The following is a 22238-nucleotide window of genomic DNA, read 5'->3' on the forward strand; positions in this document are numbered from 1 at the left end:
TTACATGACGATTCCATTAATTATCGGTGGAGTTTTACTCGCAATTTTAATTCTACTTATTTTAGTATTCATTACGAAGTATCGAACAGTTGGCCCGGATGAAGCATTAATTGTGACAGGGAACTGGCTTGGTGGTGGAAAGAATGTTGTTACTACTGATGACGGAAAGAAGATTAAGATTATCCGCGGTGGTGGTACTTTCGTAGTTCCAATTATGCAAAGAGGAGAGCCTCTTAGCTTATTAAACTACAAATTAGAAGTTGGAACACGTGATACGTATACGAAACAAGGTGTACCGATTACAGTAAACGGTGTTTCTATTATTAAAGTAGGATCGACAATTGAAGAAGTATCTACAGCAGCTGAACAATATTTAGGAAAAGAAACGGAAGAGTTAAAAATAGAAGCAAAAGAAGTGTTAGAAGGGCATCTACGTGCTATTTTATCTTCTATGACAGTAGAAGATGCTTATAGTAATAGAGAGCAATTCGCACAAAAGGTACATGAAGTAGCTTCTACTGATTTGAAGAAGATGGGTCTTCGCATCGTCTCCTTTACAATTAAAGAAATAATGGATAAAAATGGATACTTAGATGCGCTTGGTCAGCCACAAATTGCAATGGTTAAGCGTGATGCAACAGTTGCGAATGCAGAGCGTGAAAAAGAGGCACGAATTGAAAAAGCTCGTGCTGAGAAAGAAGCAAAAGAAGCAGAATATCAACGTGATGCACAAATCGCTGAAGCTGAAAAACATAAGGAATTAAAAGTACAATCCTATAAGAGGGACCAAGAACAAGCTCGTGCAGATGCGGACCTTTCTTACGAATTACAACAGGCGAAAGCGCAACAAGGTGTTACAGAAGAGCAAATGCGAGTTAAAATCATTGAGCGTGAGAAACAAATTGAATTAGAAGAAAAAGAGATTGCGCGTCGTGAAAAGCAATATGATGCAGAAGTGAAGAAAAAGGCAGATGCAGATCGCTATGCTGTTGAACAATCAGCAGAGGCTGAAAAAGTAAAACAAATGAAAAAGGCAGATGCAGATCAATATAAAATTGAAGCAGAAGCAAGAGCGCGTGCAGAAGAGGTACGTGTGGAAGGTTTAGCGAAAGCAGAAATTGAAAAAGCGCAAGGTCAAGCGAAAGCGGAAGTACAAAAGGCACAAGGTACAGCGGAAGCAGATGTTATCAGGTTAAAAGGTTTAGCAGAAGCAGAAGCGAAACAAAAAATTGCAGAGGCATTTGAATTATATGGTCAAGCGGCAATTATGGATATGGTTCTTAAAATGCTTCCAAGTTACGCGAAAGAAATTGCAAGTCCACTTAGCAATATTGATAAAATTACAGTTGTTGATACAGGCGGCGGTGGTAAGAATAGCGGTGCCGGGAAGGTTGCAGGATATGCGACTGATTTAATGGCAACAATGCAAGAAACATTAAAAGCTTCTTCTGGTATTGACTTAAAAGAACTATTAGAAGGATTTGCAGGGAAAGGTGCCGTGCAACAACTATCAAATGATAAACCTGTAGTATCAGTAGTAGAAGATGAGAAAAAAGCAGTAGAAAAAGATAAAGAATAGTAAGACGGAAAGAACCTCTAGTAAATGGCAGTAGAACTACAAGAAATGATTGATAAATTTAAAGTGTAATAACAATTATTAAGAAACGAGGTAGTAATTTTACTTCGTTTCTTTTTTTATGCAGATAAAGATAAAGAAATATATAGTAACCGTGTTATGATTAAACGTGATAATAAAAAACTGTATTTTCTTTAAATTCTATCTTTATTCATGTTAGGGGAATGGTTTTGACATTTAAAAAATTAAAGCTACAACCGAGAATTACATTAACTATTAGTACACTTATTCTTGTTGTACTGCTGTTAACAAGTTATTTATTTTACTATATATTATCTGAAACGGTAGAGGAACAAATTGGAAAAAGGGCGTTGCATGTTGCAAAAACAGTTGCTGCTATACCGGAAATCGGGGAAGCTTTTCAAAAAGAAAATCCAGCTTCTATTATTCAGCCAATTGCAGAAAAAATTCGAATCGAAACAGATGCCGACTTTATTGTAGTTGGAAATAAAGATGGTATTCGTTACGCACATCCTATGCGGGATAAAATAGGAGAGAGAATGGTTGGTGGAGATAACAAAGGGGTTCTATTAGAGGGGAAGTCTTACGTTTCGGAAGCAACGGGATCATTAGGGCCTTCATTACGAGGAAAAGCCCCAATTCGTAATCAGGATAATGAAATTATTGGCGTAGTTTCTGTTGGATTTTCAATGGATGATATTCATGGAGCGATAGAAGTATATGGAAAGCGTGTGTTTTGGATTACAATAATAGGTCTGTTAATTGGGATAATTGGCTCTATATATTTAGCAAGAAGTATAAAACGAATGATGTTTGGAATGGAGCCAGAGGAAATTTCATCTTTATATGAGGAGCATAGTACAGTTATTCAATCCGTACGTGAAGGGATTGTAGTAATCGATAAAAATGGAATGGTTAGTTTAGTAAATCAAGCAGCACATGACATTCTTTCTTTAGATAAACAACAAAATATAATGGGAGAATTTATTTTAAATGTTATTCCTAACTCATCGATACTGGATGTACTTCAAACTGGCGAAGAACAATTTGATCGTCAATTAAATATAAAGGGACAGGATGTTATTGCCAATCGCCTACCTATTAAAGTTAATAATAAAGTAACTGGTGTAGTATCCAGCTTGCGCTTGAAATCTGAGATGGATCAATTAACAGCGGAATTATCTCAAACACGGCAGTATACAGAGGCATTACGGGCGCAAACGCACGAATATAACAATTTATTGTATACGCTTTCGGGTCTTATTCAATTAGAGTCTTATGAAGATGCTTTAGAGCTTATTCATAAGGAAACGGCAGTATATCAAGAGTTCGTTCAATTTATTATGAAAAGAATTCGAAATCCGTGGTTAGGTGGGATTTTAATTGGATTTTATAATAGGGCACGAGAGTTGAAGATTGATTTTACGCTAGATCGAGAAAGTAGTTTAGAAAATTTAAGTCCACATATTGAGAGTAATTACGTTGTTTCTATTTTAGGGAATTTGATCACGAATGCATTTGAAGCAATTGAAAGAAATCAAGATTATGATAAGAAAGTAAGAATGTTTGTAACAGACATTGGGGAAGAAATATTAATTGAAGTAGAAGATTCAGGACAAGGTGTTCATGATGAAATAATTACAAGCATATTCTATAAAGGTTTTTCGACGAAAGTGGGCGGAAAACGTGGATATGGATTAGCAAAAGTGAAAGAGTTAGTAGAAGATTTAAATGGGAGTATTGCGATTGAAAAAGGGGATTTAGGTGGTGCTTTATTTATCATTGCATTACCGAAAGAGAGAGGCGAATTGTAATGAATGAGGGGATTGAAGTATTGATTGTAGAAGATGATATTCGGATTGCGGAAATTCATCGTCGCTTTACTGAAAAAATTGAGGGATTTAAAGTAATTGGAACAGCAACGACTGGAGAACAGGCGAAGGAATGGTTAGAATTTGTAAAGCCGCAGCTCGTTTTATTAGATGTATATTTACCTGATATGCAAGGGACTGAACTCGTCACATATATTAGGCATAATTTGCATGATACAGACATTATTATGATTACAGCTGCGTCAGAAACAGATGTCGTACGTCATGCTTTACGAGGAGGAGTAACAGATTATATCGTAAAGCCACTTATGTTTGATCGATTTAAAACAAGTTTAGAAAATTATCAAAAGAAGATTATGCAGTTAAAGAGAAATGACCAATTATCACCAGAACAAATTGAACATCTCTGGTCCCAAAGAGGGGTGAAGGGCAACTCAATCGAATACGCCCCAAAAGGAATAGATCCTTTAACTTTAGCAAAAATAAAAAAGCATATGTTAACAGTTAATGAAGAAGGTATTACCGCAGAAGTGTTAAGTTCAATGGTCGGAGTGAGCCGATCAACAGCGAGGCGATATTTAGAGTATTTAATATCTGGAAAGAAAGTACATGCAGAGCTTATATATGGAAGTGTAGGGAGACCGGAGAGAAGGTATTTTCTTGTTTCTTCATAACAAAAAAACAGTAGAGGATTTTATTTTCTCTACTGTTTTTTACGTCTTATATTGGAATAATCCCAATTACAATTCCGGTAATTAGCATTACCATTGTCGTTCCAACAGCCCAAAGTAAAGTAAAGCGTTGATGTTCACCAAAATCAACTTTTGCCATACCAACTAATAAATAAGTAGAAGCAACGAGTGGGCTTAGCAAGTGAACAGGTTGCCCGAGTAATGAAGCGCGTCCCATTTCAGCTGCACTAATTCCGTAAGCAGCGGCAGCTTTTGTTAAAATAGGTAGTACACCGAAGTAAAAAGCATCATTGGACATGAAAAATGTGAACGGCATACTGAGAAGAGCTGTAATAATTGGTAGTTGTGGTCCAAGAGCATCTGGTATAAGAGTCACTACACTTTGAGCCATTGCATCTACCATTTTTGTCCCTGATAAAATACCAGTGAAAATTCCAGCGGCAAATACGAGAGAAACAACCGCTAATACGTTTCCAGCGTGAGAAGCAATACGTTCTTTTTGTTGTTCCAAGTTTGGATAATTAATCATAACCGCAATAGCAAAAGCGACTGTAAATAAAACAGGTAACGGCATAACTTCTAGTATGAGACAGACGAGTAGGGAAACAGTTAATAAAAAGTTAATCCATAGCAGTTTCGGGCGTTTATGTATTTCTGCTTCGACTGTCGCAGCTTGCTCATCCATTGTTTTCATGTGTTTTAAATATTGTACATCCATAATTCCTAAACGTTTTCTTTCTTTTTTTCCAAGATAGTAGGCAACGAAAACTACCCAAATTGCACCAGCAATCATTCCTGGTATAAGTGGTGTGAAGAGCTCTGATGCATCAAGTCCAAGAGCACTCATAACCCGAGCAGTTGGTCCACCCCAAGGTGTAAGATTTGTAACACCTGCCCCTAACATAACAACCCCAGCTAATATAAGCGGATTCATCCCAAGACGTTTATATAGTGGATACATTGCGGAAACTGTAATCATATACGTTGTTGTTCCGTCACCATCTAATGAAACGATAATAGTAAGAATAGCTGTACCAACAACAATTTTTAAAGGATCTCCTTTTACAAATTTTAAAATTTTACTAATGACAGGATCGAATAAACCGCTATCAATCATAATTCCGAAATATAAAATGGCGAACATAAGCATAATACCAGTAGGTGCTAGCTTTTGAATTCCTTCTAACATCATAGGGCCCATATTGGCATAAAAGCCACCAATTAATGCGAATATAATTGGAACTAGTATTAATGCTACTAGTGCAGACATACGTTTCGTCATAATCAAAAACATAAAGACAAATACCATTGTAAATCCGAGTAATGCTAACATGTAATCTCCCCCTCTAAAAAATGATTGCGCTTTCAGAATAAAATAAAAATTCAGATAAAAGGTTTTTTATTTATAATAAAAGGTTCAATTTGAATGGTAAATAATTTGAAAAATAACATCATTAGAAGCATAATCTTTATTTTGATCATTTTGTTCACAGGGTAATTTTGAATTTTTAAAAAGATAAATGCCTTCGTACAAGAATGGTAGAATAAGATGGAAATAGCGAAGCGTGAAGTAGGGAGTAGATTTTGCATGCAAACAAGAATAGAAGAAATTTATAGTTCGTGTAAAGGAAAAGTAGAAGAGATTTTTATTAATGAATCCTCTTACGTATATGAATGGGAAAAGTTAATGATGATCCGAAAAAATGACGGTGAGATTGAAAAAGTCGCAGTAGGGATCAGTGGGAATATAAGATTAGTAAATGTAGAAGTTGGACAAAACATTGATACGGATACATTATTAGTTAAGTTAGAAGATGATTTATTAATTACTGGTTGTGAATGATGAGAGATGTGTAGAAGTAACTGCACATCTCTTTTTTGTTCCATATATTACAAAAAGAACATTGTTTTTTCACAAATCTCACACAGTTTCTTGATATTCTTCTAGTTGAGTATAAATGTAACGAAGAGATTTTTTAGAATAATGTATTCTCGTTGAGGGGGATTATATTTTTTAGGGAGGAAATAGGGATGAGAGTAAAGTATGCTGCACTTGCTATATGTTTATGCTTCGTGTTTACAGTAGTAGGGTGTGGAAAAAAGGAAATAGAAGCTGTTGCAGTTGATGAGAAAAATGATAAGTGTGATATTTGTCAAATAGGGGTAATGGATAATCAATTCGCAACAGAAATTATTTTGGAGAATGGAAAGGCGTTAAAGTTTGATGATATCGGTTGTATGTATAAATGGATGGAGATCAATTCAGGTGAAAAGACGAAAGAAAAATTTGTTCGAGATTATGATTCGAAAGATTGGGTTTCGTTAGAAGATGCTACTTACGTATATGATAAAACAATAACGACACCGATGGCTTATAATGTCATTTCATTTAAAAATAAAAAAAATGCAGAGAGTTTTGTATCTAACTATAAGGGGAAAGTTCTTTCATATAAAGAGCTATCAGAGCATAAATGGGAAATGAATAAAGAGATGATGGGGAAATCGAAAACAGGGAATCACGGTGGGCATCATTAATAATAAAAAAAGACAACTATATAGTTGTCTTTTTCTATTATTGCTCAGGTGCAAATATAGAAAAGGTGTAAAATTTTTAGAAGAACGGTTACAATGGAATGTAGTAACCTAAAGCAATCATTTATCCCTCTATTGGTGGGCAGTAAGACCCTGTCTCAAAATGCTGCGAAAGCAAAGGAGTTAGGTGGGGATCAACTGCCCGTAAAAGCCCGATTGGTGTGGGCTAATAATCAGTGGGGGATGAACAAAACCCCCACTGATTAAAGTTTCACTTTATGTACTTTTTAGAAATGTATACAAATGCGGTAAAAACGTGCTAAACTAATTGCTTCATAATGTTAATGATGAGGCCATCAGGCGTATCATTCCAATAGGTTGAGAAACATAGTATAAGTTTAAGATAATCCGATTAAAGAAGGAATCTAAAGGGCTTATGGATAAATGTACTCAAGAAGAGTTATTGTATGTGATGGAGGAATGGTTAAGAAAACATTATCTTTCATAGGAGCTGTAGTTGTGAGAAAACAAAAAATTTTATTATGTATGTTATTAGGACTTTTAATGACGGTAGTGGCTTGCGATAAGCAAGAAGAACCAGAATCGAAACCGGTTCATGTGAAAAACGAAAAGAAAAAGGAAAAGCATAAAGAACAAGAAGAAGTTAAAGAAGAAAAAAGTATAAATTTAATGGACAAACAGTTGTTACTTTCAGCGACTCTTGGAGACACAGAGACAGCTATGAAGTTGATTCAGGATGGAGCGAATATAAACGTAGAAGGTGACAACGGAGAAACGCCTGTCCTTGCAGCAACGTATCAAAATCATGTAGAGACAGTTAAAGCATTAATTGGTGCAGGTGCTAATATTGAAAGTAAAGATGAGAAACAAAGTAATCCATTTCTTTATGCAAGTAGAGAAGGATATACAGACATTGTAAAGCTACTAATTAATGCAGGGGTTAATACAAAAGAGACTACTAAATCAGGCGGAACAGCACTCATTTCAGCATCTGAACGTGGCCATGTAGAGGTCGTAAAAGAATTATTAGAGCATACAGATATTGATGTGAATTATAGAAATGCTCGTGGTGGAACAGCTTTAGTAGAAGCAATCGTATTAGGAAATGGTAGTGAAAATCATAAGAAAGTAATTCAAATGCTTATTGACCACGGGGCAGATGTAAATATGGCCAATAAGGAAAATATTACGCCGCTGCAATGTGCTGAAAAAAGAGGTTTTAAAGATATTGCGAATATGTTGAGGATGGCTGGAGCGAATGAAGTAGTACAGCCGCAACCACAACTGGTGGAATAACAAGCTGAAAAAATAAAAAGTACGAAATAATCCCATTTAGATAGACAGAATGAAGAAATCAGTTAGTATGATGGATTCAGTAATGTGTATTTGAATGGGATTTTTGTTTTGAAAAAATTATTTAAAAAGAGGAATAGATAAGGAATTCTTATGTACGTATTCTATAAAGCTTTGCTAGATGGTATTTATATACATAGTAACTAAGGAGGCTACAAATGAAATTTTCAGAACTTGAGTTAATGGCAATTCAAGCAGAGGTTTTATTTGTTCATAATCAAGTAGGAAGAATAAAGTGTGTAAATGAAAATGGAGATCTGAAAGCACCACGTTTTTTTCTTAGCAGAACTCGTGAAGGGAATATAACGAGATATCATTATAACCTGGATAGTGAAATGATAAGTAAGATTGAGAAATTAATTCGAGAACACTCAAATCACATAGAGATAGCGAAGGTCATTAAAGTATTAAATGAAGAGAGAACGGTGGAGAATATTTGGATGGGTCCTGCTTTCATGTTCCCTAATAATTTACATAAGCCAACTAGAACAATACAAATAATAGAGAAGAATAAAGAGCTTTTGCGAGAAAATTTTCCTAATTTAATAGAGCAGATGGAATGGAGGCAACCTTATTTTGCAATTGTAAAAAATGAAAAGGTAGTTTCTATATGTTGCAGTGCAAGAAGTACTCCCGCAGCTGCTGAGGCAAGTGTGGAAACTTTAAAAGAGTTCCAAGGAAATGGATACGGTGCTGATGTTGTTACAGCTTGGGCAATATCAATACAAGAGGAAAACCGCATTCCGCTTTATAGTACTTCTTGGGATAACTGTGCCTCGCAAGCAGTGGCGAGAAAACTAAAACTCATTAACTATGGAATGAATTTGCATATCGATTGAATTTTAAACATTGCTGTGTTCTGTTGAAGTTTATTCGTATATTTAGATTATTGTAAAAGGAATATGTTGAATATTAACATTCGGTTAACACCTAATTAACAATTTATCAAAACTGACTTAATAAATGCGTAATATAGTAAAGGTAACAAAATAACTAGGGTAGAGAACATTTGAGAACACCCGCTTACATATAACGTGCCACTTTCTTAAGTGTGCTCTATTCCCTAGAGTTCAAATAAGGAGAAAGGTGTTCTATGTAAGTAGGTGTTTTTAGTTTGGATAAAAATAGAAAAGCTAGGTGGAATCAATGTTTAAAGAACCTTATATTGCGATGATAAAGGATTGGAAAGGGTATAAAACATACAAAAAATTACCGAAAACAGTTTTTCTTATGACTGGTTCAATGCTGGAGTTACCAGAGCGTGTATATGAATTACAGAAACATGGACATGATGTATTTCTTCATTGTGATTTTATACAAGGATTAAATACGAACACAGAGGAAGCACTTTTATATATTCAAGATGTTATCGGAGCACAAGGTATTATTTCGACAAAGGGATCGACAATTCGAAATGCCAATAAAATTGGATTGAAAACGATTCAACGTATTTTTATCGTTGATACTTTATCTCTTACAAAATCAATTGAAAATTGTAAAACGACTAAACCGAATGCAGTAGAGATTATGCCTGGTATTATGCCTTCTATCATTAAACAGCTAGCAGAGGAAATAGAATTTCCTATTATTGCAGGCGGACTAATTCAAACGAGAGAAGACGCGGAAATTGCAATTCGTGCAGGAGCAAGTGCAATTTCAACGAGTCATTATGAAGTGTGGATACAAGAAGAAAAAAGGAGTGCAACCTTGTGATTGAATTGAAAAATGTTTCAAAGGTATATAAAAATGCGGAAGAGACAGCGGTTAAAGGTGTATCGGTTCAAATTAAGAGGGGAGAATTTTTTGTTTTAGTTGGCCCTTCGGGATGTGGAAAAAGTACATTATTACGAATGATTGCTGGCTTAGAAGAAATTTCTTCGGGGAATTTAATTATTAATGAACGTGTTGCAAATGATTTGGAGCCGAAAGACCGTAATCTATCAATGGTATTTCAAAATTATGCATTATATCCACACTTATCTGTAGAAGAAAATATTTTATTTGGGCTTAAGGTAAGAAAAATACAAAAAGAAGAGCGGCAAAAACGATTAATAGAAGCTGTTGAAATGGTAGGACTGAAAGAGTATGTGAAAATGAAACCGGGGCAATTATCAGGTGGACAAAGACAGCGTGTTGCGCTTGCTAGGGCGATTGTGAGTCAAGCACCGATTTGTTTAATGGATGAACCACTTTCGAATTTAGATGCGAAATTACGTGCGCAAATGAGGATTGAAATTAGAGAAATTCAGCAACGATTAGGAATTACGATGATTTACGTTACTCACGATCAAATAGAAGCAATGACTATGGGAGATCGTATCATGGTTTTAAATAAAGGAAGTATACAACAAGTTGGAACACCGCTTGATATATATAACGAACCAGCAAACGAATTTGTTGCGAGTTTTATAGGTTCTCCTTCTATGAATATAAATGATGGAGAGGTGGATAAAGAAAAAGGGGTATTACATATAGGGCAATTGCAAATTCCATTATCTATTGGACAGTTAAAGCGATTACAAGAAGGAACAATTCGAATAGGCATGCGTCCTGAGCATATTGCATTGTCTGAGGAAGGACAAGAAGTTACGCTACAATCTATAGAAGTATTAGGAAATGAATCTATATTAAACTTTGCGGTAAATGGTGCAACTTGGAGTGCGAAAGTTATCGGGCAGTTACTTCTGAACAAAGGTGACAAAGTAAAATTATTATTCTCGCAAGATAAACTATGCTTCTTTCATCATGATACGAATGAACGATTAAAAGTGGTAGAAGAAGAGTTGAAAGTGGTGGCGAAATAATGATTGAAGTAAGTAAGTTACCAGCTCAAACAAAAGTGTCAAACAAGAAAAATTTATGGGGCAGAACGAAAGATTTAAGAATAGGATTATTGTTTTTGGCGCCATCTATTTTACTATTTTCGATTTTTCTTTTCTATCCATTGTTTAGGACGATTTACTATAGCTTTTATTTAACAGATATACATGGAGAAGCTAATCTTTTCGTTGGCTTAGAAAATTATCAATATTTATTTTCTGATCCTGCTTTCTACAAAAGTATAAAGTCAACTTTACTATTTGTTTTATATACAGTGCCTACGAGTATTATATTTGCTTTGTTTCTTGCATTGATTGCAAATGGCAAGGTAAGAGGTATTGGGTTATTTCGAGTCCTGTTTTCTTCAACGATGGGAATATCAGTAGCTGCTAGTGCAGTGATTTGGCTATTTTTATTTCATCCAAGTGTAGGATTATTTAATAATATATTAGCCTCTATGAATCTTCCTGCAATCGCATGGTTAACGAGTCCGGACTGGGCACTGTTTTCTGTATCGGTTACAACGATCTGGGTGAATACAGGATTTGCATTTTTAGTTATATTAGGTGGTTTACAAAATATTGATACGTCTTTATATGAGAGTGCATCTATAGATGGTGCTAGCTATTTATATAAGCTCCGTCGCGTGACATTACCGATGCTATCACCAACTCTATTTTTTATCGTGACAGTAACGTTAATTAGTGCGTTCCAAAGCTTTGGACAAATTGATATTTTAACGCATGGTGGACCGAATGATGCAACGAATTTAATTGTGTACTCGATTTATAAAGAAGCATTTGTGAATCATCAATTTGGAACAGCAAGTGCACAAGCGATGGTATTATTCGTTTTCATTTTTATTGCTACATTGATTCAATTCAAGTTTGCTGAGAGAAAGGTGCATTATAAATGATCGTTAAACAGTGGAAACAAAATTTCCTATTATACATGCTGCTCATTATTAGTGCAGTAATGGTGTTTTTTCCTGTACTCTATGCGTTTTTAATAAGCTTTATGACACCAGATGATATTCAAATGAGAAGGTTATTTCCGACCCAATTTACTTTCGATAATTTTATTAATATCTTTCAAAAAGTACCGCTTTTTACATACTTGTACAACAGTTTAATTGTATCAACGATTGTTATGATTGGACAACTTATCGTATCCAGTTTAGCAGCTTATGCTTTTGTTTTTCTTCAGTTTAAAGGGAGAAACGTAATTTTCTTCCTGTTTATTTCAACGATGCTTATTCCGTGGGAAGCAACGATGGTACCGAACTTTTTAACGATTCAAAGCTTTGGTTGGATCAATAGCTTTGCTGGGATGACAGTGCCATTTTTTGCAACAGCTTTCGGTATTTTCTTACTACGTCAACATTTTATGACACTTCCGAATGAACTGAAAGAAGCTGCTTTTATTGAAGGGATTGGAAATGTAAGGTTTTTATTCAGCGTTGTAATTCCGTATTGTAAAACGAGTTTTATTACGCTTGGAGTATATAGCTTTTTAACAACATGGAATATGTATTTATGGCCACTTTTAGTGACCACTGATGAAAAAGTAAGAACGGTTCAAATTGGTGTGAAGCAGCTTCAGTCACAAGAAGTTGCAACTGATTGGGGAAGCGTAATGGCTGGTGTTACGGTTATCGTTATTCCAACATTGATTTTACTATTTTTAGGACAAAAACAATTACAACAAGGATTAACAAAAGGTGCAATTAAATAACTAAGAGAAGGTGAGCTTAAAATGAGTTTAGTAAAAAAAGGTGCTGCTCTATTAATGGCAGCAACAATGGCATTATCTAGTGCCGCTTGTTCAAATAGTAAAACAGAGGGAAAACCTGAGGCGCAGGCAAAAGTAGCACCAGTTGAAAAAAATGGTGATAAAACTGTAATTCGCTTTTGGCATGCGATGGGTGGAAAAACACAAGGTGTACTAGATGGTCTTGTTGCAGACTATAATAAGTCACAAAATAAATACGAGATAAAGGCAGAGTTCCAAGGGACATATGAAGAGTCTTTAACGAAATTTAGAACGATGTCTGCAACGAAAGAAGCGCCAGCTCTTGTTCAATCGAGTGAAATTACAACGAAATATATGATTGATAGCAAAAAAATCACACCAATTGATAGCTGGATAAAAAAAGATAAGTACGATACGTCAAAATTAGAAAAAGCAATTACAAATTATTATTCAGTTGATGGAAAAATGTATTCTATGCCATTTAATTCATCTACACCAGTATTAATTTATAATAAAGATGCTTTTGCAAAGGCGGGCTTAGATCCAGAGAAAGCTCCGAAAACATATGCGGAATTACAAGAAGCAGCGAAAAAGTTAACGATTAAAGAAGGTGGAAATGTAAAACAATATGGATTCTCCATGCTTAACTATGGTTGGTTCTTTGAAGAATTGTTAGCGACACAAGGTGCTTTATATGTAGATAACGAAAACGGCCGTAAAGATGCTGCAAAGAAGGCGGTATTTAACGGTAAAGAAGGACAGAAAGTATTTGGAATGTTAGATGATTTAAATAAAGCTGGTGCGCTTGGAAAGTATGGAGCAAGTTGGGATGATATTCGTGCCGCGTTCCAGTCTGGACAAGTTGCTATGTATTTAGATTCTTCGGCTGGTGTTCGTGATTTAATTGATGCATCTAAGTTTAATGTAGGCGTTTCGTATATTCCGTATCCAGAAGATTCGAAACAAAATGGTGTTGTTATTGGCGGTGCATCATTATGGATGACGAATATGGTTTCAGAAGAAACGCAACAAGGTGCTTGGGACTTTATGAAATATTTAACGAAGCCAGATGTACAAGCAAAATGGCATACAGCAACAGGATATTTCTCAATTAATCCAGATGCATATAATGAGCCGTTAGTAAAAGATCAATACGAAAAATATCCACAGCTAAAAGTAACAGTAGAACAATTGCAAGCGACGAAGCAATCTCCAGCAACTCAAGGTGCATTAATTAGTGTATTCCCAGAATCAAGAGATGCAGTTGTAAAAGCATTAGAAGCAATGTATGACGGAAAGAATAGTAAAGAAGCTTTAGATGAAGCTGCAAAAGCAACCGATAGAGCAATTAGTATTTCGGCTCGTACGAGTCAAAAATAAGAGAAAGCCGTATCCCAAAAGGATACGGCTTTTTTACAAGGAGATAAGGGATCAAAAAAATGAAGAAGTTTTATCTCTTTTATATGAGTAAAGGGTCTAGAATGAATCTTGTCCTTTTCATTATTTGTTTAACTCCATTGCAACCTGTTTCCCATTTACAAAAACCTCTGCCACCGCTACTACAACTTCCATCACTTTTTTCATATCTCATCTCTCCTTGTTTTTTGTTTCATTTCTTACTTTTAGTATAAGGAAATACAGTAATTGCAACCATCGAATTGGATGACAAGAGACTTACATTGTTGTAAGGATAATAGTTTTAGTTTGTAATAAATGTGATTTTGGATCAGGATTCAGAAATTTCTGTTGTTTTGAACTATAATTAGAAAGAGGGGGTAGAATATGAAAAGAATTCTTGTTATTAGTGATATTCATGGAGAAATAGAAAAGTTCGAACAGCTATTGGAAGAAGCTCACTACGATGCAAAACAGGATCAACTAATTTTATTGGGGGATTATGTAGATCGTGGCCCGAATGCAAGTGCTGTCATTGAAAAGGTAAAAGAGTTAAAAGAAGAGGGAGCCTTCGTTTTAAAGGGAAATCATGAAGATATGATGATTAAGGCGTTAACGACAGATGAGGAGCGTCCATGGAGCCATTGGGTAAAAAGGAATGGTGGAGATAAAACGTTATATAGCTATGGATTTGTAGAAGAAGACATTGCGGTTAATGAGGAAAACTTCCAAAAACCGATTTTACAATCTCATGTATTAGAGGAACATGTAACGTTTATTCAAGGATTAGATCATTACATTGAAACAGAAGAGTATATCTTTGTGCATGCTGGTGTTGAGCCAATGAAACGAGTTTCTGAATCTGAACCATACACGTTAATGTGGATCCGTAATGAATTTCATAATGGGTATAGTGGTGAAAAGGTTGTTGTATTTGGACATACGGAAACGAAGACGCTTCATGGTAATGATGATTGTGGAGTGTATTTTGGGGATAATCGTATTATAGGGATTGATGGCAGTGCTGTGTATGGTGGCCAGTTAAATTGTTTAGAATTGCCGAGTAAAAAGGTGTATGTAGTAAAAAATTGAAAGGGATAAGGGAAATCTTATTTCTTTCAATTTTTTATTAAGCAAAATTTAAGAAAGAGCTTTTATAATAAAGGTTCAAAATTCTAGATCAAGCAAAACCTTAGAAGGAAATAGTTAAAAATAAAATTACATAATATGATTACATTCTTTCGTTATGAAGAGAAGAAATGTAATAATAAATAGAATTGAAATAGATTGTGGAAGGTGAGAATATGCGTTTACTTGTAGTAGAAGATAATGCTTCTTTATTAGAATCTATTGTCCAAATCTTACGTGATGAGTTTGAAGTAGATACAGCGTTGAATGGAGAAGATGGATTATTTTTAGCACTGCAAAACATTTATGATGCAATCCTACTTGATGTGATGATGCCAGAAATGGACGGATTTGAAGTGATTCAAAAAATACGTGATGAAAAGATTGAAACGCCAGTCCTGTTTTTGACAGCGAGGGATTCTTTGGAAGACCGGGTGAAAGGATTGGATTTTGGTGGAGACGACTATATTGTTAAGCCGTTTCAGGCTCCTGAATTAAAAGCGAGAATTCGTGCTTTACTACGTAGAAGTGGTAGTTTAACAACACAGCAGACCATTCGCTATAAAGGGATTGAATTGTTCGGGAAAGATAAAGACGTTCAAGTAGATGGACAAGCAATTAAGCTTACATTAAAACAGTATGAACTTCTAGAGTACCTCATTCAGAATAGCGGTAAGATTTTAATGCGTGAACAAATTTTTGATCGTGTTTGGGGATTTGATTCAGATACGACAGTAGCAATTGTAGAAGTGTATGTGCATCATTTACGTAAAAAATTAGAAGCATTCGGTTATCAGAAAGCTATTCAAACCGTTCGAGGTATTGGATATATATTAAAAGAACAATGAAAAAAGGAAGTATGTTTCAAAAAACACGCATTCGTCTGACTATATTAAATTCGTTAGTGTTTATTATATTAATTGGAGTGTTAGGAAGTTTAGTGTATTCATATACATCCAATGAAATTTATAAGGGAGTAGATGAATCGATAAAGGACTTTATTATAAAGATAACGAGAGAAAAGCCACTAGGACCTCCACGATTTGAGGTGGGTAAAGAATTACGTATAGGGGATTCAAAAGCTTTTTACTTAATATGGGACGAAAGTAAGCAATTGCGAGAGATTGATCCGAGAGTTCGAGATCGTAGTTTTCTGGAAGAAAACAAAATAAAGCTATTCCCCAAAAAAATTGGAGATTTCTATGATATAGAAATAAAAGGAAAAAGTTATAGAACCGTGGCAGTCAAAGAAACTATACGTTCGGGAGAGAATGTCACATTTCAAATATTACGTGAAACTACGACTGAAACAGAAGTACTGCGTACATTGTTTTTAATTCTTATTATTGGTTGTAGCATAGGAAGTTTATGTGCAATAGGTATCGGCTTTTTCTTAGCTGGCAGGGCACTCGTACCCATCCAAAATTCATGGGAGAAACAGCAGCAGTTCGTGTCTGATGCATCACATGAATTAAGGACACCACTTGCGGTTATTCAATCAAAAACAGATATATTATTCCAGTCACCATCTGCGACGATAGAAGAAAAAGCGATGGATATTTCTACAATTTCAAAGGAGTGTAGACGATTATCGAAGCTCGTAGCTAATTTATTATTGTTAGCACGTTCGGATTCTAATCAAATCGAGATGGATAAGAAAACATTTGAAGTGGATAAATTGTTAGAAGAAATAGTAGATCCATATAAAGAGATTGCTTCTTATCAAGAAAAAGAGATGATATTAAAAGTAGAGCGTGACATATCGTTTATTGGCGATAGAGAGAGAATTCATCAATTGATGGTCATCTTGCTAGATAATGCGATGAAGTATACGAATGAAGGTGGATATATTCAAATTAATTGTATGCAAACGAGTAATTCAATTCGCATACAAGTGAAAGATAACGGGATAGGAGTTAAAGAAGGGGATATTCCAAAGTTATTTGATCGTTTTTATCAAGGAGATAAAGCGAGAAGCCCATCAGAGGGAGCGGGATTAGGTCTTTCAATCGCTAATTGGATTGTAGAAAAGCATTATGGGAAAATATCGGTAGAGAGCAAATGGGGAGAAGGAACTTGTTTTGAAGTGATTTTCCCTAAAAATCAAAGATTATAAGTAAGAAGACGACCTTGTTTTTACAAGGTCGTCTTTTTTTAAGGGAAAGTTAAGGAACAACTTGTATCATGTATTACATCATGGAAACTTGTAATAGAAAGAGACGCTGGAGTAGATATTTTTGAATGAATTAGATGAATCATACTGTTATTTCTAACAGAGATGAAGTTTATGTATAGTATAAAAAAAATTATGGGAAAGCTGGAAAAAGAAAGTGTGAGAGGGAGGAAGAAGTCTTGAAAAAGAAAATGATGACGGTATTCACTATTGGAGTAATGAGTTTAAGTATATTAGGAGGGGCCTCTCCTTCTGGAACGACAAAAGGAAAGACCGATTATACGCAGCGTAGTAAAGAACAATTAAACGATGGGAAAATACATGCAATGCATACAGAAGAAAAGGCAGAAAAGCTAGGCATTGAAACGGGTGGAAAAGAACAAATTACGTTAGAAAAAGAAATTCATGAAACGGAAGTAGGAAGAGAAGCGGAACAATTAGGTATCTCGGTAGAAGGAAAAGATGTTGGAATTCTTTCAGAAGAAATTTATGAAACAAAAGTGAGGCAAGAAGCGTTAAAATTAGGAATATCTATAGAGAATACGTCGATTGTAAGTTTAATTGATCAAATTAATAAGATTAAAATTAATAATGAAGCAGAAAAGCTTGGTGTTTCAACTGAAGGAAAAGAAGTAGAAGAAATTGAGGAAGAAATCTATGGAACGAAAGTTAGAGAAGAGGCAGAAAAGCTAGGTATTGCTCAACGAGGAAAAGAGATGGAAGAGTTAGCACAAGAAGTATACGAACAAAAAGTGCAGGAAGAAGCAAAAAAATATCATATTGATTTATATGGCAAAGATATATATCAAGTATTAAGAGAAATCAATGAACAAAAAGTGATACAAATGGCGGATGAGCTTGGTATGGATAGAGCAAATTTGAATATTCAAGATTTAGCGGAGAAGATAAATCTTGAACAACCTGAAAAGGGAAAAGAGCTTAAGTTTGTTCCTATGGTTCAAACAGATGCTGATGCGTTTTATTCGTATTTAACGAATTAAAAAGGGCGTGAGAGTGATACGAAAATGGAAGTGGTATATATGTATGGCCTTACTATGTATAGGGGTATGGGGTGCATATACAAATGGAATTACAAATTATGTGGAGAAAGTAAAGAGGTTACTATTTTCAAGTGTACAAAGTCAAAAACGAATAGAGTTTAGTAATAACGATGAAAAAGTCATGTTATCAAATGTGCCTTTAATTCAGCAATTACCGGAGTTAGATAGAGGCTGCGAAGTAACAAGTTTAGCGATGATGTTACAATATGCGGGTGTTTCTGTAGATAAGATGAAATTAGCGAGTGACATCAAAAAGGTAGATTTTTTAGACGATGGTGTAAGAGGAAATCCGAATGAAGGATTTGTGGGGAACATTTATACGTTTTCTGAATCGGGATATGGTGTATATCATGGACCACTTTTTCAATTAGCGAAAAAATATTTACCGAATGAAGCTGTGGACTTAACAGGGAAGAGTATTGAAGAACTTTATAAGAGTGTAAGTAATGGGCAACCGGTAGTAATGATTACGAATGCAACATATGCACCGCTAGATGAGGATGAATTCACTATATGGGAAACAAATGGTGGAGATGTTTCTATTACTTATAATGAACATTGTGTTGTTCTTGTTGGATATGATAAGGAGTCTGTATATATTCAAGATCCACTTAATGAAAGCCCGAATATCAGTGTATCGAGAGAAGATTTTGAAAAGGCGTGGGTACAAATGGGGAGCCAAGCGATTAGTTATGTGAAAAGCTCAAAATAAATTAGGAGGAAAAGGGGTATGGACTTAGGCATAACGGGTGACGAAATTAAGTTAATGAGTTATACAGATGAGTGGAAAAAAGAATTTTCTAAAGTGAAACATGAAATACAAGAAAATATGCATATAGAGGCGAATCGTATTGAGCACATTGGCAGTACGGCTATTGAAGGTATGGTATCCAAGCCAATTATAGACATATTAGTAGCTGTAGATGATTTAAATGCAGTAGGAAAATCTATTATAGATGGTTTTAAATCTATAGGTTTTTTACGATTAAAGGTGGAACGACCTGGTGAAATTATCTTTGCAAAGTTTACTGATTCTACTTTTCAAAAACGCACACATTATATTCATTTAGTAGAGTATGAAAAGGGGATTTGGAATAATTTAATCTTCTTCAGAGATTATTTGAGTGCAAACGAGGAAGCAAAGGGAGAGTATATAAATTTAAAATTAGATTATGCTAAGAAGCATTCAGCCGGGATAAAGAATTACACGGATCATAAAGAAAGTTTTGTGAAAGGTATTTTTCAGAAGCGAAAGTGATATGAAACAAGAGAACTTCTATATGGGGTTCTCTTATTTTGTAATTTAATCTTTTTAAAAATAACTAAATATGCAAAAATGCATAATTGAGCAAAATAATACATGTTATTATTATGTATTGTTTTCTAAGTTGTTGAAATAACGAAGAGTGCAGCGGCTGTAGAAAAATAAGTTAATTTGATGGATGAAGAAAAGAACTACAAGAAATGATTAGTAAATTTAAAGTATAATAACAGCAAATAAGTAAGGTGAAAATAATATCACCTTACTTATTTTTCTATTCAGCAATTAGGGGAGTCATTAGTGGGATGAAAAAAAGAAAAAAACTATGGAATTTATGGAAAACGATTACATTGCTAGTTTGTACAGTTGTAATTTTTTCTTTACTTGTTACAGATATATTAATTAGTCATAATGTAGAGCGGACAACGGAGGATAGCCAGGCAGAGAAAGCGAAAACGATTGCACATATTGTGGCTAATGATTCGATTGTAATCGATGGTTTGATTGGGAAAGCAGATACTTCTGCAATTCAAACGTATACAAATAGAATATTAAAAAACACAGGTGTTCAATTTATTGTAGTTATGGACATGAATGGAATAAGAAAATCACATCCAAATCCTCAAAAAATAGGTCATCATTTTATTGGGGGAGATGAAGGGCCTGCTTTGAAAGGAAAGGAACATGTATCGCTAGCAGAAGGAACGTTAGGTATTTCAATGCGAGTGTTTGTACCTATATTTTCTGAAACAGGTGAACAACTTGGAGCGGTAGCCGTTGGTATCTCGGCAGATAATGTAAAAGAGAGAGTTAAGGAAAGTAGACATATTATTTATATCGGTGTCGGAGTTGGAGTACTAGTCGGAATTATAGGAGCAATATTGCTAGCTAGACATATAAAGAAAAGTTTATTCGGTCTTGAGCCGCACAGGATAGCGAAAATTCTTGAAGAAAGAAATACGATGTTACAATCTGTAAAGGAAGGCATTATTGCTGTAGATAAAGAAGCGAGAGTAACGTTAATTAATAATGAAGCGAAACGTCTATTTAAAAAAAGTGGACTTGAAGAAGATTTTATAGGTAAAGACGTTGAGTTGTATATGCCTAATTCGCGTATAAAAGAAGTATTACAAACGGGAGAGGTACAATTAAACGAAGAACAAAATATTTACGGAATTACGATTGTGACGAATCGTGTTCCTTTATATGTAAAAGGAGAAATAGTTGGCGCGATTGCAACATTTCGTGATAAAACAGAAATTAGAAAACTAGCAGAGGAACTAACTGGTATTAGGCTATATGCGGAAGCATTACGGGCACAATCTCATGAGTTTATGAATAAGATGCATGTCGTATTAGGGCTTACACATATGAAACAATATGAAGAATTACAAAAGTATATAAGCGGCATGGTATCAGAGCATCAATATGAAATTGGTGGGGTTATGAAAAGAATAAAAAGTCCAGTATTTGCTGGTTTTTTACTAGGTAAACTTAGCTATGCTAGGGAGAAAAATATAAAGTTAATTATAAGTGAAGATTCTTACTTGCCGGAAATATATGATGAAAGTATTACTCATGAACTTATTACGATTGTAGGGAACTTAATAGATAATGCATTAGAGGCAGTGATACATTGCAAAAAGAAACAAGTTGAAGTTGGGATACAATATCAGAATGCATTAACTATTACAGTGCAAGATACGGGGAAAGGTATAGAAGAAGCCGCAGTGGATGCATTATTTACAAAAGGTTATTCCACAAAAGGGGATAATCGCGGTTATGGTTTGTATCTTGTAAAAGAAAGTATACAGCGAATAAATGGGGAGATTCACATTTCCTCCTTATTAGGAGAGGGAACAACGATAACAATTGAAATACCTAAAGGTAGGGATGAGAAGCAAATATGATTAAAGTTTTAATTGTAGAAGATGACCCGATGGTAGCAATGTTAAATACACATTATTTAGAGCAAGTGGGAGGATTTGAACTTGTTCAAGCAGTTAACTCAGTAAAATCGGCGATAGAAGTATTAGAGAAATCACGAATAGATTTAGTCTTACTTGATATTTTTATGCCTGAAGAAACTGGGTTTGAGCTTTTAATGTATATTCGGAATCAAGAAAAAGAAATCGATATTATGATGATTTCAGCTGTACATGATATGGGGAGTATTAAAAAAGCATTACAATATGGCGTAGTAGATTATTTAATTAAACCATTTACATTTGAACGATTTAAAGATGCATTAACTATATATCGAGAAAAACTTACTTTCATGAAAGAACAACAAAAAATTAGTCAATCGGAATTAGATTCGTTAATTTTACAAAAAGAAAAAAGAGAGTCCTTTGACTATAAAGAGCTTCCGAAAGGATTAACAAAGCAAACATTGCAACTCATTTGGCAGAAAATCGAATCGCTTAATGGACAAGCATTTACAACTGATGAAATGGCGAAATTAGTAGGAGTTTCAAGAGTCTCTATTCGAAAGTATGTAATGTTTTTGACTGAAATCGGAGTATTAGAGAATGAAATGGTGTATCAAAATGTGGGAAGACCGGTGAGTAAATTAAGGTGTATTGACCGGAATAAAATAGATTTTTACGTATAAGCGACTT

The 22238-nt window shown here is 34.7% G+C and carries 21 protein-coding genes; 20 read left to right on the forward strand and 1 reads right to left on the reverse strand.

The features are described 5' to 3' along the window. Window positions 1-4: 4 nt before the first annotated feature. The 3 genes from LUS72_RS02855 (at window position 5) to LUS72_RS02865 (ending at window position 4103) form a co-directional block, all read left to right on the forward strand. Entirely contained in the window at window positions 5-1579 is a 1575-nt protein-coding gene (locus tag LUS72_RS02855; protein ID WP_097832253.1) for a flotillin lipid rafts scaffold protein FloT, read from the forward strand. Between the two features lie 221 nt (window positions 1580-1800). After that, window positions 1801-3411, forward strand: a complete 1611-nt coding sequence (locus LUS72_RS02860) for an ATP-binding protein (protein ID WP_071772137.1) — start codon at window positions 1801-1803, stop codon at window positions 3409-3411. Next, the gene (locus LUS72_RS02865; protein ID WP_097832254.1) at window positions 3411-4103 is read left to right on the forward strand and encodes a response regulator; all 693 of its coding nucleotides are present in this window, start codon (window positions 3411-3413) and stop codon (window positions 4101-4103) included. Before LUS72_RS02860 ends, LUS72_RS02865 begins: the two co-directional genes overlap by 1 nt. A gap of 46 nt (window positions 4104-4149) precedes the next feature. Here LUS72_RS02865 and LUS72_RS02870 read toward each other — a convergent pair whose 3' ends face one another. Then, complete coding sequence (locus tag LUS72_RS02870; RefSeq protein ID WP_097832255.1) at window positions 4150-5454, reverse strand: CitMHS family transporter; 1305 nt, start codon at window positions 5452-5454, stop codon at window positions 4150-4152. Window positions 5455-5709: 255 nt separating this feature from the next. Between LUS72_RS02870 and LUS72_RS02875 the strand changes: the two genes are divergently transcribed. The 17 genes from LUS72_RS02875 to LUS72_RS02955 all read left to right on the forward strand — a co-directional run bounded on the left by LUS72_RS02875 (window position 5710) and on the right by LUS72_RS02955 (window position 22231). After that, on the forward strand, window positions 5710-5964 hold the full coding sequence (locus LUS72_RS02875; protein WP_097832256.1) for a hypothetical protein: 255 nt from the start codon (window positions 5710-5712) through the stop codon (window positions 5962-5964). 188 nt (window positions 5965-6152) lie between these two features. Further along, window positions 6153-6656: a nitrous oxide reductase accessory protein NosL gene (locus LUS72_RS02880; RefSeq protein WP_097832257.1), complete on the forward strand. Its 504-nt coding sequence runs from the start codon at window positions 6153-6155 to the stop codon at window positions 6654-6656. Between the two features lie 441 nt (window positions 6657-7097). Then, window positions 7098-7970, forward strand: a complete 873-nt coding sequence (locus LUS72_RS02885) for an ankyrin repeat domain-containing protein (RefSeq protein WP_141533468.1) — start codon at window positions 7098-7100, stop codon at window positions 7968-7970. A 215-nt stretch (window positions 7971-8185) separates the two neighbouring features. Beyond that, on the forward strand, window positions 8186-8866 hold the full coding sequence (locus tag LUS72_RS02890; protein ID WP_097832258.1) for a GNAT family N-acetyltransferase: 681 nt from the start codon (window positions 8186-8188) through the stop codon (window positions 8864-8866). A gap of 307 nt (window positions 8867-9173) precedes the next feature. Beyond that, entirely contained in the window at window positions 9174-9740 is a 567-nt protein-coding gene (locus tag LUS72_RS02895) for a glycerol-3-phosphate responsive antiterminator (RefSeq protein WP_097832259.1), read from the forward strand. Then, window positions 9737-10831 carry an ABC transporter ATP-binding protein gene (locus LUS72_RS02900; protein WP_141533467.1) on the forward strand — a complete coding sequence of 365 codons (1095 nt, stop codon included), beginning with the start codon at window positions 9737-9739 and terminating at the stop codon, window positions 10829-10831. Before LUS72_RS02895 ends, LUS72_RS02900 begins: the two co-directional genes overlap by 4 nt. Continuing rightward, complete coding sequence (locus LUS72_RS02905) at window positions 10831-11763, forward strand: carbohydrate ABC transporter permease (protein ID WP_097832261.1); 933 nt, start codon at window positions 10831-10833, stop codon at window positions 11761-11763. The genes LUS72_RS02900 and LUS72_RS02905 overlap by 1 nt, the downstream gene beginning before the upstream one ends. Then, window positions 11760-12581, forward strand: coding sequence for a carbohydrate ABC transporter permease (locus tag LUS72_RS02910; RefSeq protein WP_097832262.1), 822 nt, complete (start codon window positions 11760-11762; stop codon window positions 12579-12581). The genes LUS72_RS02905 and LUS72_RS02910 overlap by 4 nt, the downstream gene beginning before the upstream one ends. 21 nt (window positions 12582-12602) lie before the next feature. Further along, window positions 12603-13979 carry an ABC transporter substrate-binding protein gene (locus LUS72_RS02915; protein ID WP_097832263.1) on the forward strand — a complete coding sequence of 459 codons (1377 nt, stop codon included), beginning with the start codon at window positions 12603-12605 and terminating at the stop codon, window positions 13977-13979. A 402-nt stretch (window positions 13980-14381) separates the two neighbouring features. Further along, entirely contained in the window at window positions 14382-15086 is a 705-nt protein-coding gene (locus LUS72_RS02920) for a metallophosphoesterase family protein (RefSeq protein WP_097832264.1), read from the forward strand. 212 nt (window positions 15087-15298) lie between these two features. Next, window positions 15299-15970 (forward strand): response regulator transcription factor, encoded by a 672-nt coding sequence (locus LUS72_RS02925; protein WP_264448596.1) that lies wholly within the window; start codon window positions 15299-15301, stop codon window positions 15968-15970. An 11-nt stretch (window positions 15971-15981) separates the two neighbouring features. Next, window positions 15982-17238 carry a sensor histidine kinase gene (locus tag LUS72_RS02930; RefSeq protein WP_141533466.1) on the forward strand — a complete coding sequence of 419 codons (1257 nt, stop codon included), beginning with the start codon at window positions 15982-15984 and terminating at the stop codon, window positions 17236-17238. Window positions 17239-17474: 236 nt separating this feature from the next. Then, window positions 17475-18296: a transporter gene (locus LUS72_RS02935; protein WP_097832267.1), complete on the forward strand. Its 822-nt coding sequence runs from the start codon at window positions 17475-17477 to the stop codon at window positions 18294-18296. 43 nt (window positions 18297-18339) lie between these two features. Continuing rightward, the gene (locus tag LUS72_RS02940; RefSeq protein WP_141533465.1) at window positions 18340-19068 is read left to right on the forward strand and encodes a C39 family peptidase; all 729 of its coding nucleotides are present in this window, start codon (window positions 18340-18342) and stop codon (window positions 19066-19068) included. An 18-nt stretch (window positions 19069-19086) separates the two neighbouring features. Next, window positions 19087-19614, forward strand: coding sequence for a GrpB family protein (locus LUS72_RS02945; RefSeq protein WP_097832269.1), 528 nt, complete (start codon window positions 19087-19089; stop codon window positions 19612-19614). A 308-nt stretch (window positions 19615-19922) separates the two neighbouring features. Then, on the forward strand, window positions 19923-21527 hold the full coding sequence (locus LUS72_RS02950; RefSeq protein ID WP_097832270.1) for a sensor histidine kinase: 1605 nt from the start codon (window positions 19923-19925) through the stop codon (window positions 21525-21527). Beyond that, window positions 21524-22231 (forward strand): response regulator, encoded by a 708-nt coding sequence (locus LUS72_RS02955; protein ID WP_097832271.1) that lies wholly within the window; start codon window positions 21524-21526, stop codon window positions 22229-22231. The genes LUS72_RS02950 and LUS72_RS02955 overlap by 4 nt, the downstream gene beginning before the upstream one ends. Window positions 22232-22238 lie beyond the last annotated feature (7 nt).

Source organism: Bacillus cereus (assembly GCF_025917685.1).
Classification (GTDB): domain Bacteria; phylum Bacillota; class Bacilli; order Bacillales; family Bacillaceae_G; genus Bacillus_A; species Bacillus_A cereus_AT.

What these genes read in the sequence shown, in the direction of transcription:
- LUS72_RS02855 (WP_097832253.1), top strand. Translation starts at nt 5, where the DNA reads ATGACGATTCCATTAATTATCGGTGGAGTTTTACTCGCAATTTTAATT.
- LUS72_RS02860 (WP_071772137.1), top strand. Translation starts at nt 1,801, where the DNA reads ATGGTTTTGACATTTAAAAAATTAAAGCTACAACCGAGAATTACATTA.
- LUS72_RS02865 (WP_097832254.1), top strand. Translation starts at nt 3,411, where the DNA reads ATGAATGAGGGGATTGAAGTATTGATTGTAGAAGATGATATTCGGATT.
- LUS72_RS02870 (WP_097832255.1), bottom strand. Translation starts at nt 5,454, where the DNA reads ATGTTAGCATTACTCGGATTTACAATGGTATTTGTCTTTATGTTTTTG.
- LUS72_RS02875 (WP_097832256.1), top strand. Translation starts at nt 5,710, where the DNA reads ATGCAAACAAGAATAGAAGAAATTTATAGTTCGTGTAAAGGAAAAGTA.
- LUS72_RS02880 (WP_097832257.1), top strand. Translation starts at nt 6,153, where the DNA reads ATGAGAGTAAAGTATGCTGCACTTGCTATATGTTTATGCTTCGTGTTT.
- LUS72_RS02885 (WP_141533468.1), top strand. Translation starts at nt 7,098, where the DNA reads ATGTACTCAAGAAGAGTTATTGTATGTGATGGAGGAATGGTTAAGAAA.
- LUS72_RS02890 (WP_097832258.1), top strand. Translation starts at nt 8,186, where the DNA reads ATGAAATTTTCAGAACTTGAGTTAATGGCAATTCAAGCAGAGGTTTTA.
- LUS72_RS02895 (WP_097832259.1), top strand. Translation starts at nt 9,174, where the DNA reads ATGTTTAAAGAACCTTATATTGCGATGATAAAGGATTGGAAAGGGTAT.
- LUS72_RS02905 (WP_097832261.1), top strand. Translation starts at nt 10,831, where the DNA reads ATGATTGAAGTAAGTAAGTTACCAGCTCAAACAAAAGTGTCAAACAAG.
- LUS72_RS02910 (WP_097832262.1), top strand. Translation starts at nt 11,760, where the DNA reads ATGATCGTTAAACAGTGGAAACAAAATTTCCTATTATACATGCTGCTC.
- LUS72_RS02915 (WP_097832263.1), top strand. Translation starts at nt 12,603, where the DNA reads ATGAGTTTAGTAAAAAAAGGTGCTGCTCTATTAATGGCAGCAACAATG.
- LUS72_RS02920 (WP_097832264.1), top strand. Translation starts at nt 14,382, where the DNA reads ATGAAAAGAATTCTTGTTATTAGTGATATTCATGGAGAAATAGAAAAG.
- LUS72_RS02925 (WP_264448596.1), top strand. Translation starts at nt 15,299, where the DNA reads ATGCGTTTACTTGTAGTAGAAGATAATGCTTCTTTATTAGAATCTATT.
- LUS72_RS02930 (WP_141533466.1), top strand. Translation starts at nt 15,982, where the DNA reads ATGTTTCAAAAAACACGCATTCGTCTGACTATATTAAATTCGTTAGTG.
- LUS72_RS02940 (WP_141533465.1), top strand. Translation starts at nt 18,340, where the DNA reads ATGGCCTTACTATGTATAGGGGTATGGGGTGCATATACAAATGGAATT.
- LUS72_RS02945 (WP_097832269.1), top strand. Translation starts at nt 19,087, where the DNA reads ATGGACTTAGGCATAACGGGTGACGAAATTAAGTTAATGAGTTATACA.
- LUS72_RS02950 (WP_097832270.1), top strand. Translation starts at nt 19,923, where the DNA reads ATGAAAAAAAGAAAAAAACTATGGAATTTATGGAAAACGATTACATTG.
- LUS72_RS02955 (WP_097832271.1), top strand. Translation starts at nt 21,524, where the DNA reads ATGATTAAAGTTTTAATTGTAGAAGATGACCCGATGGTAGCAATGTTA.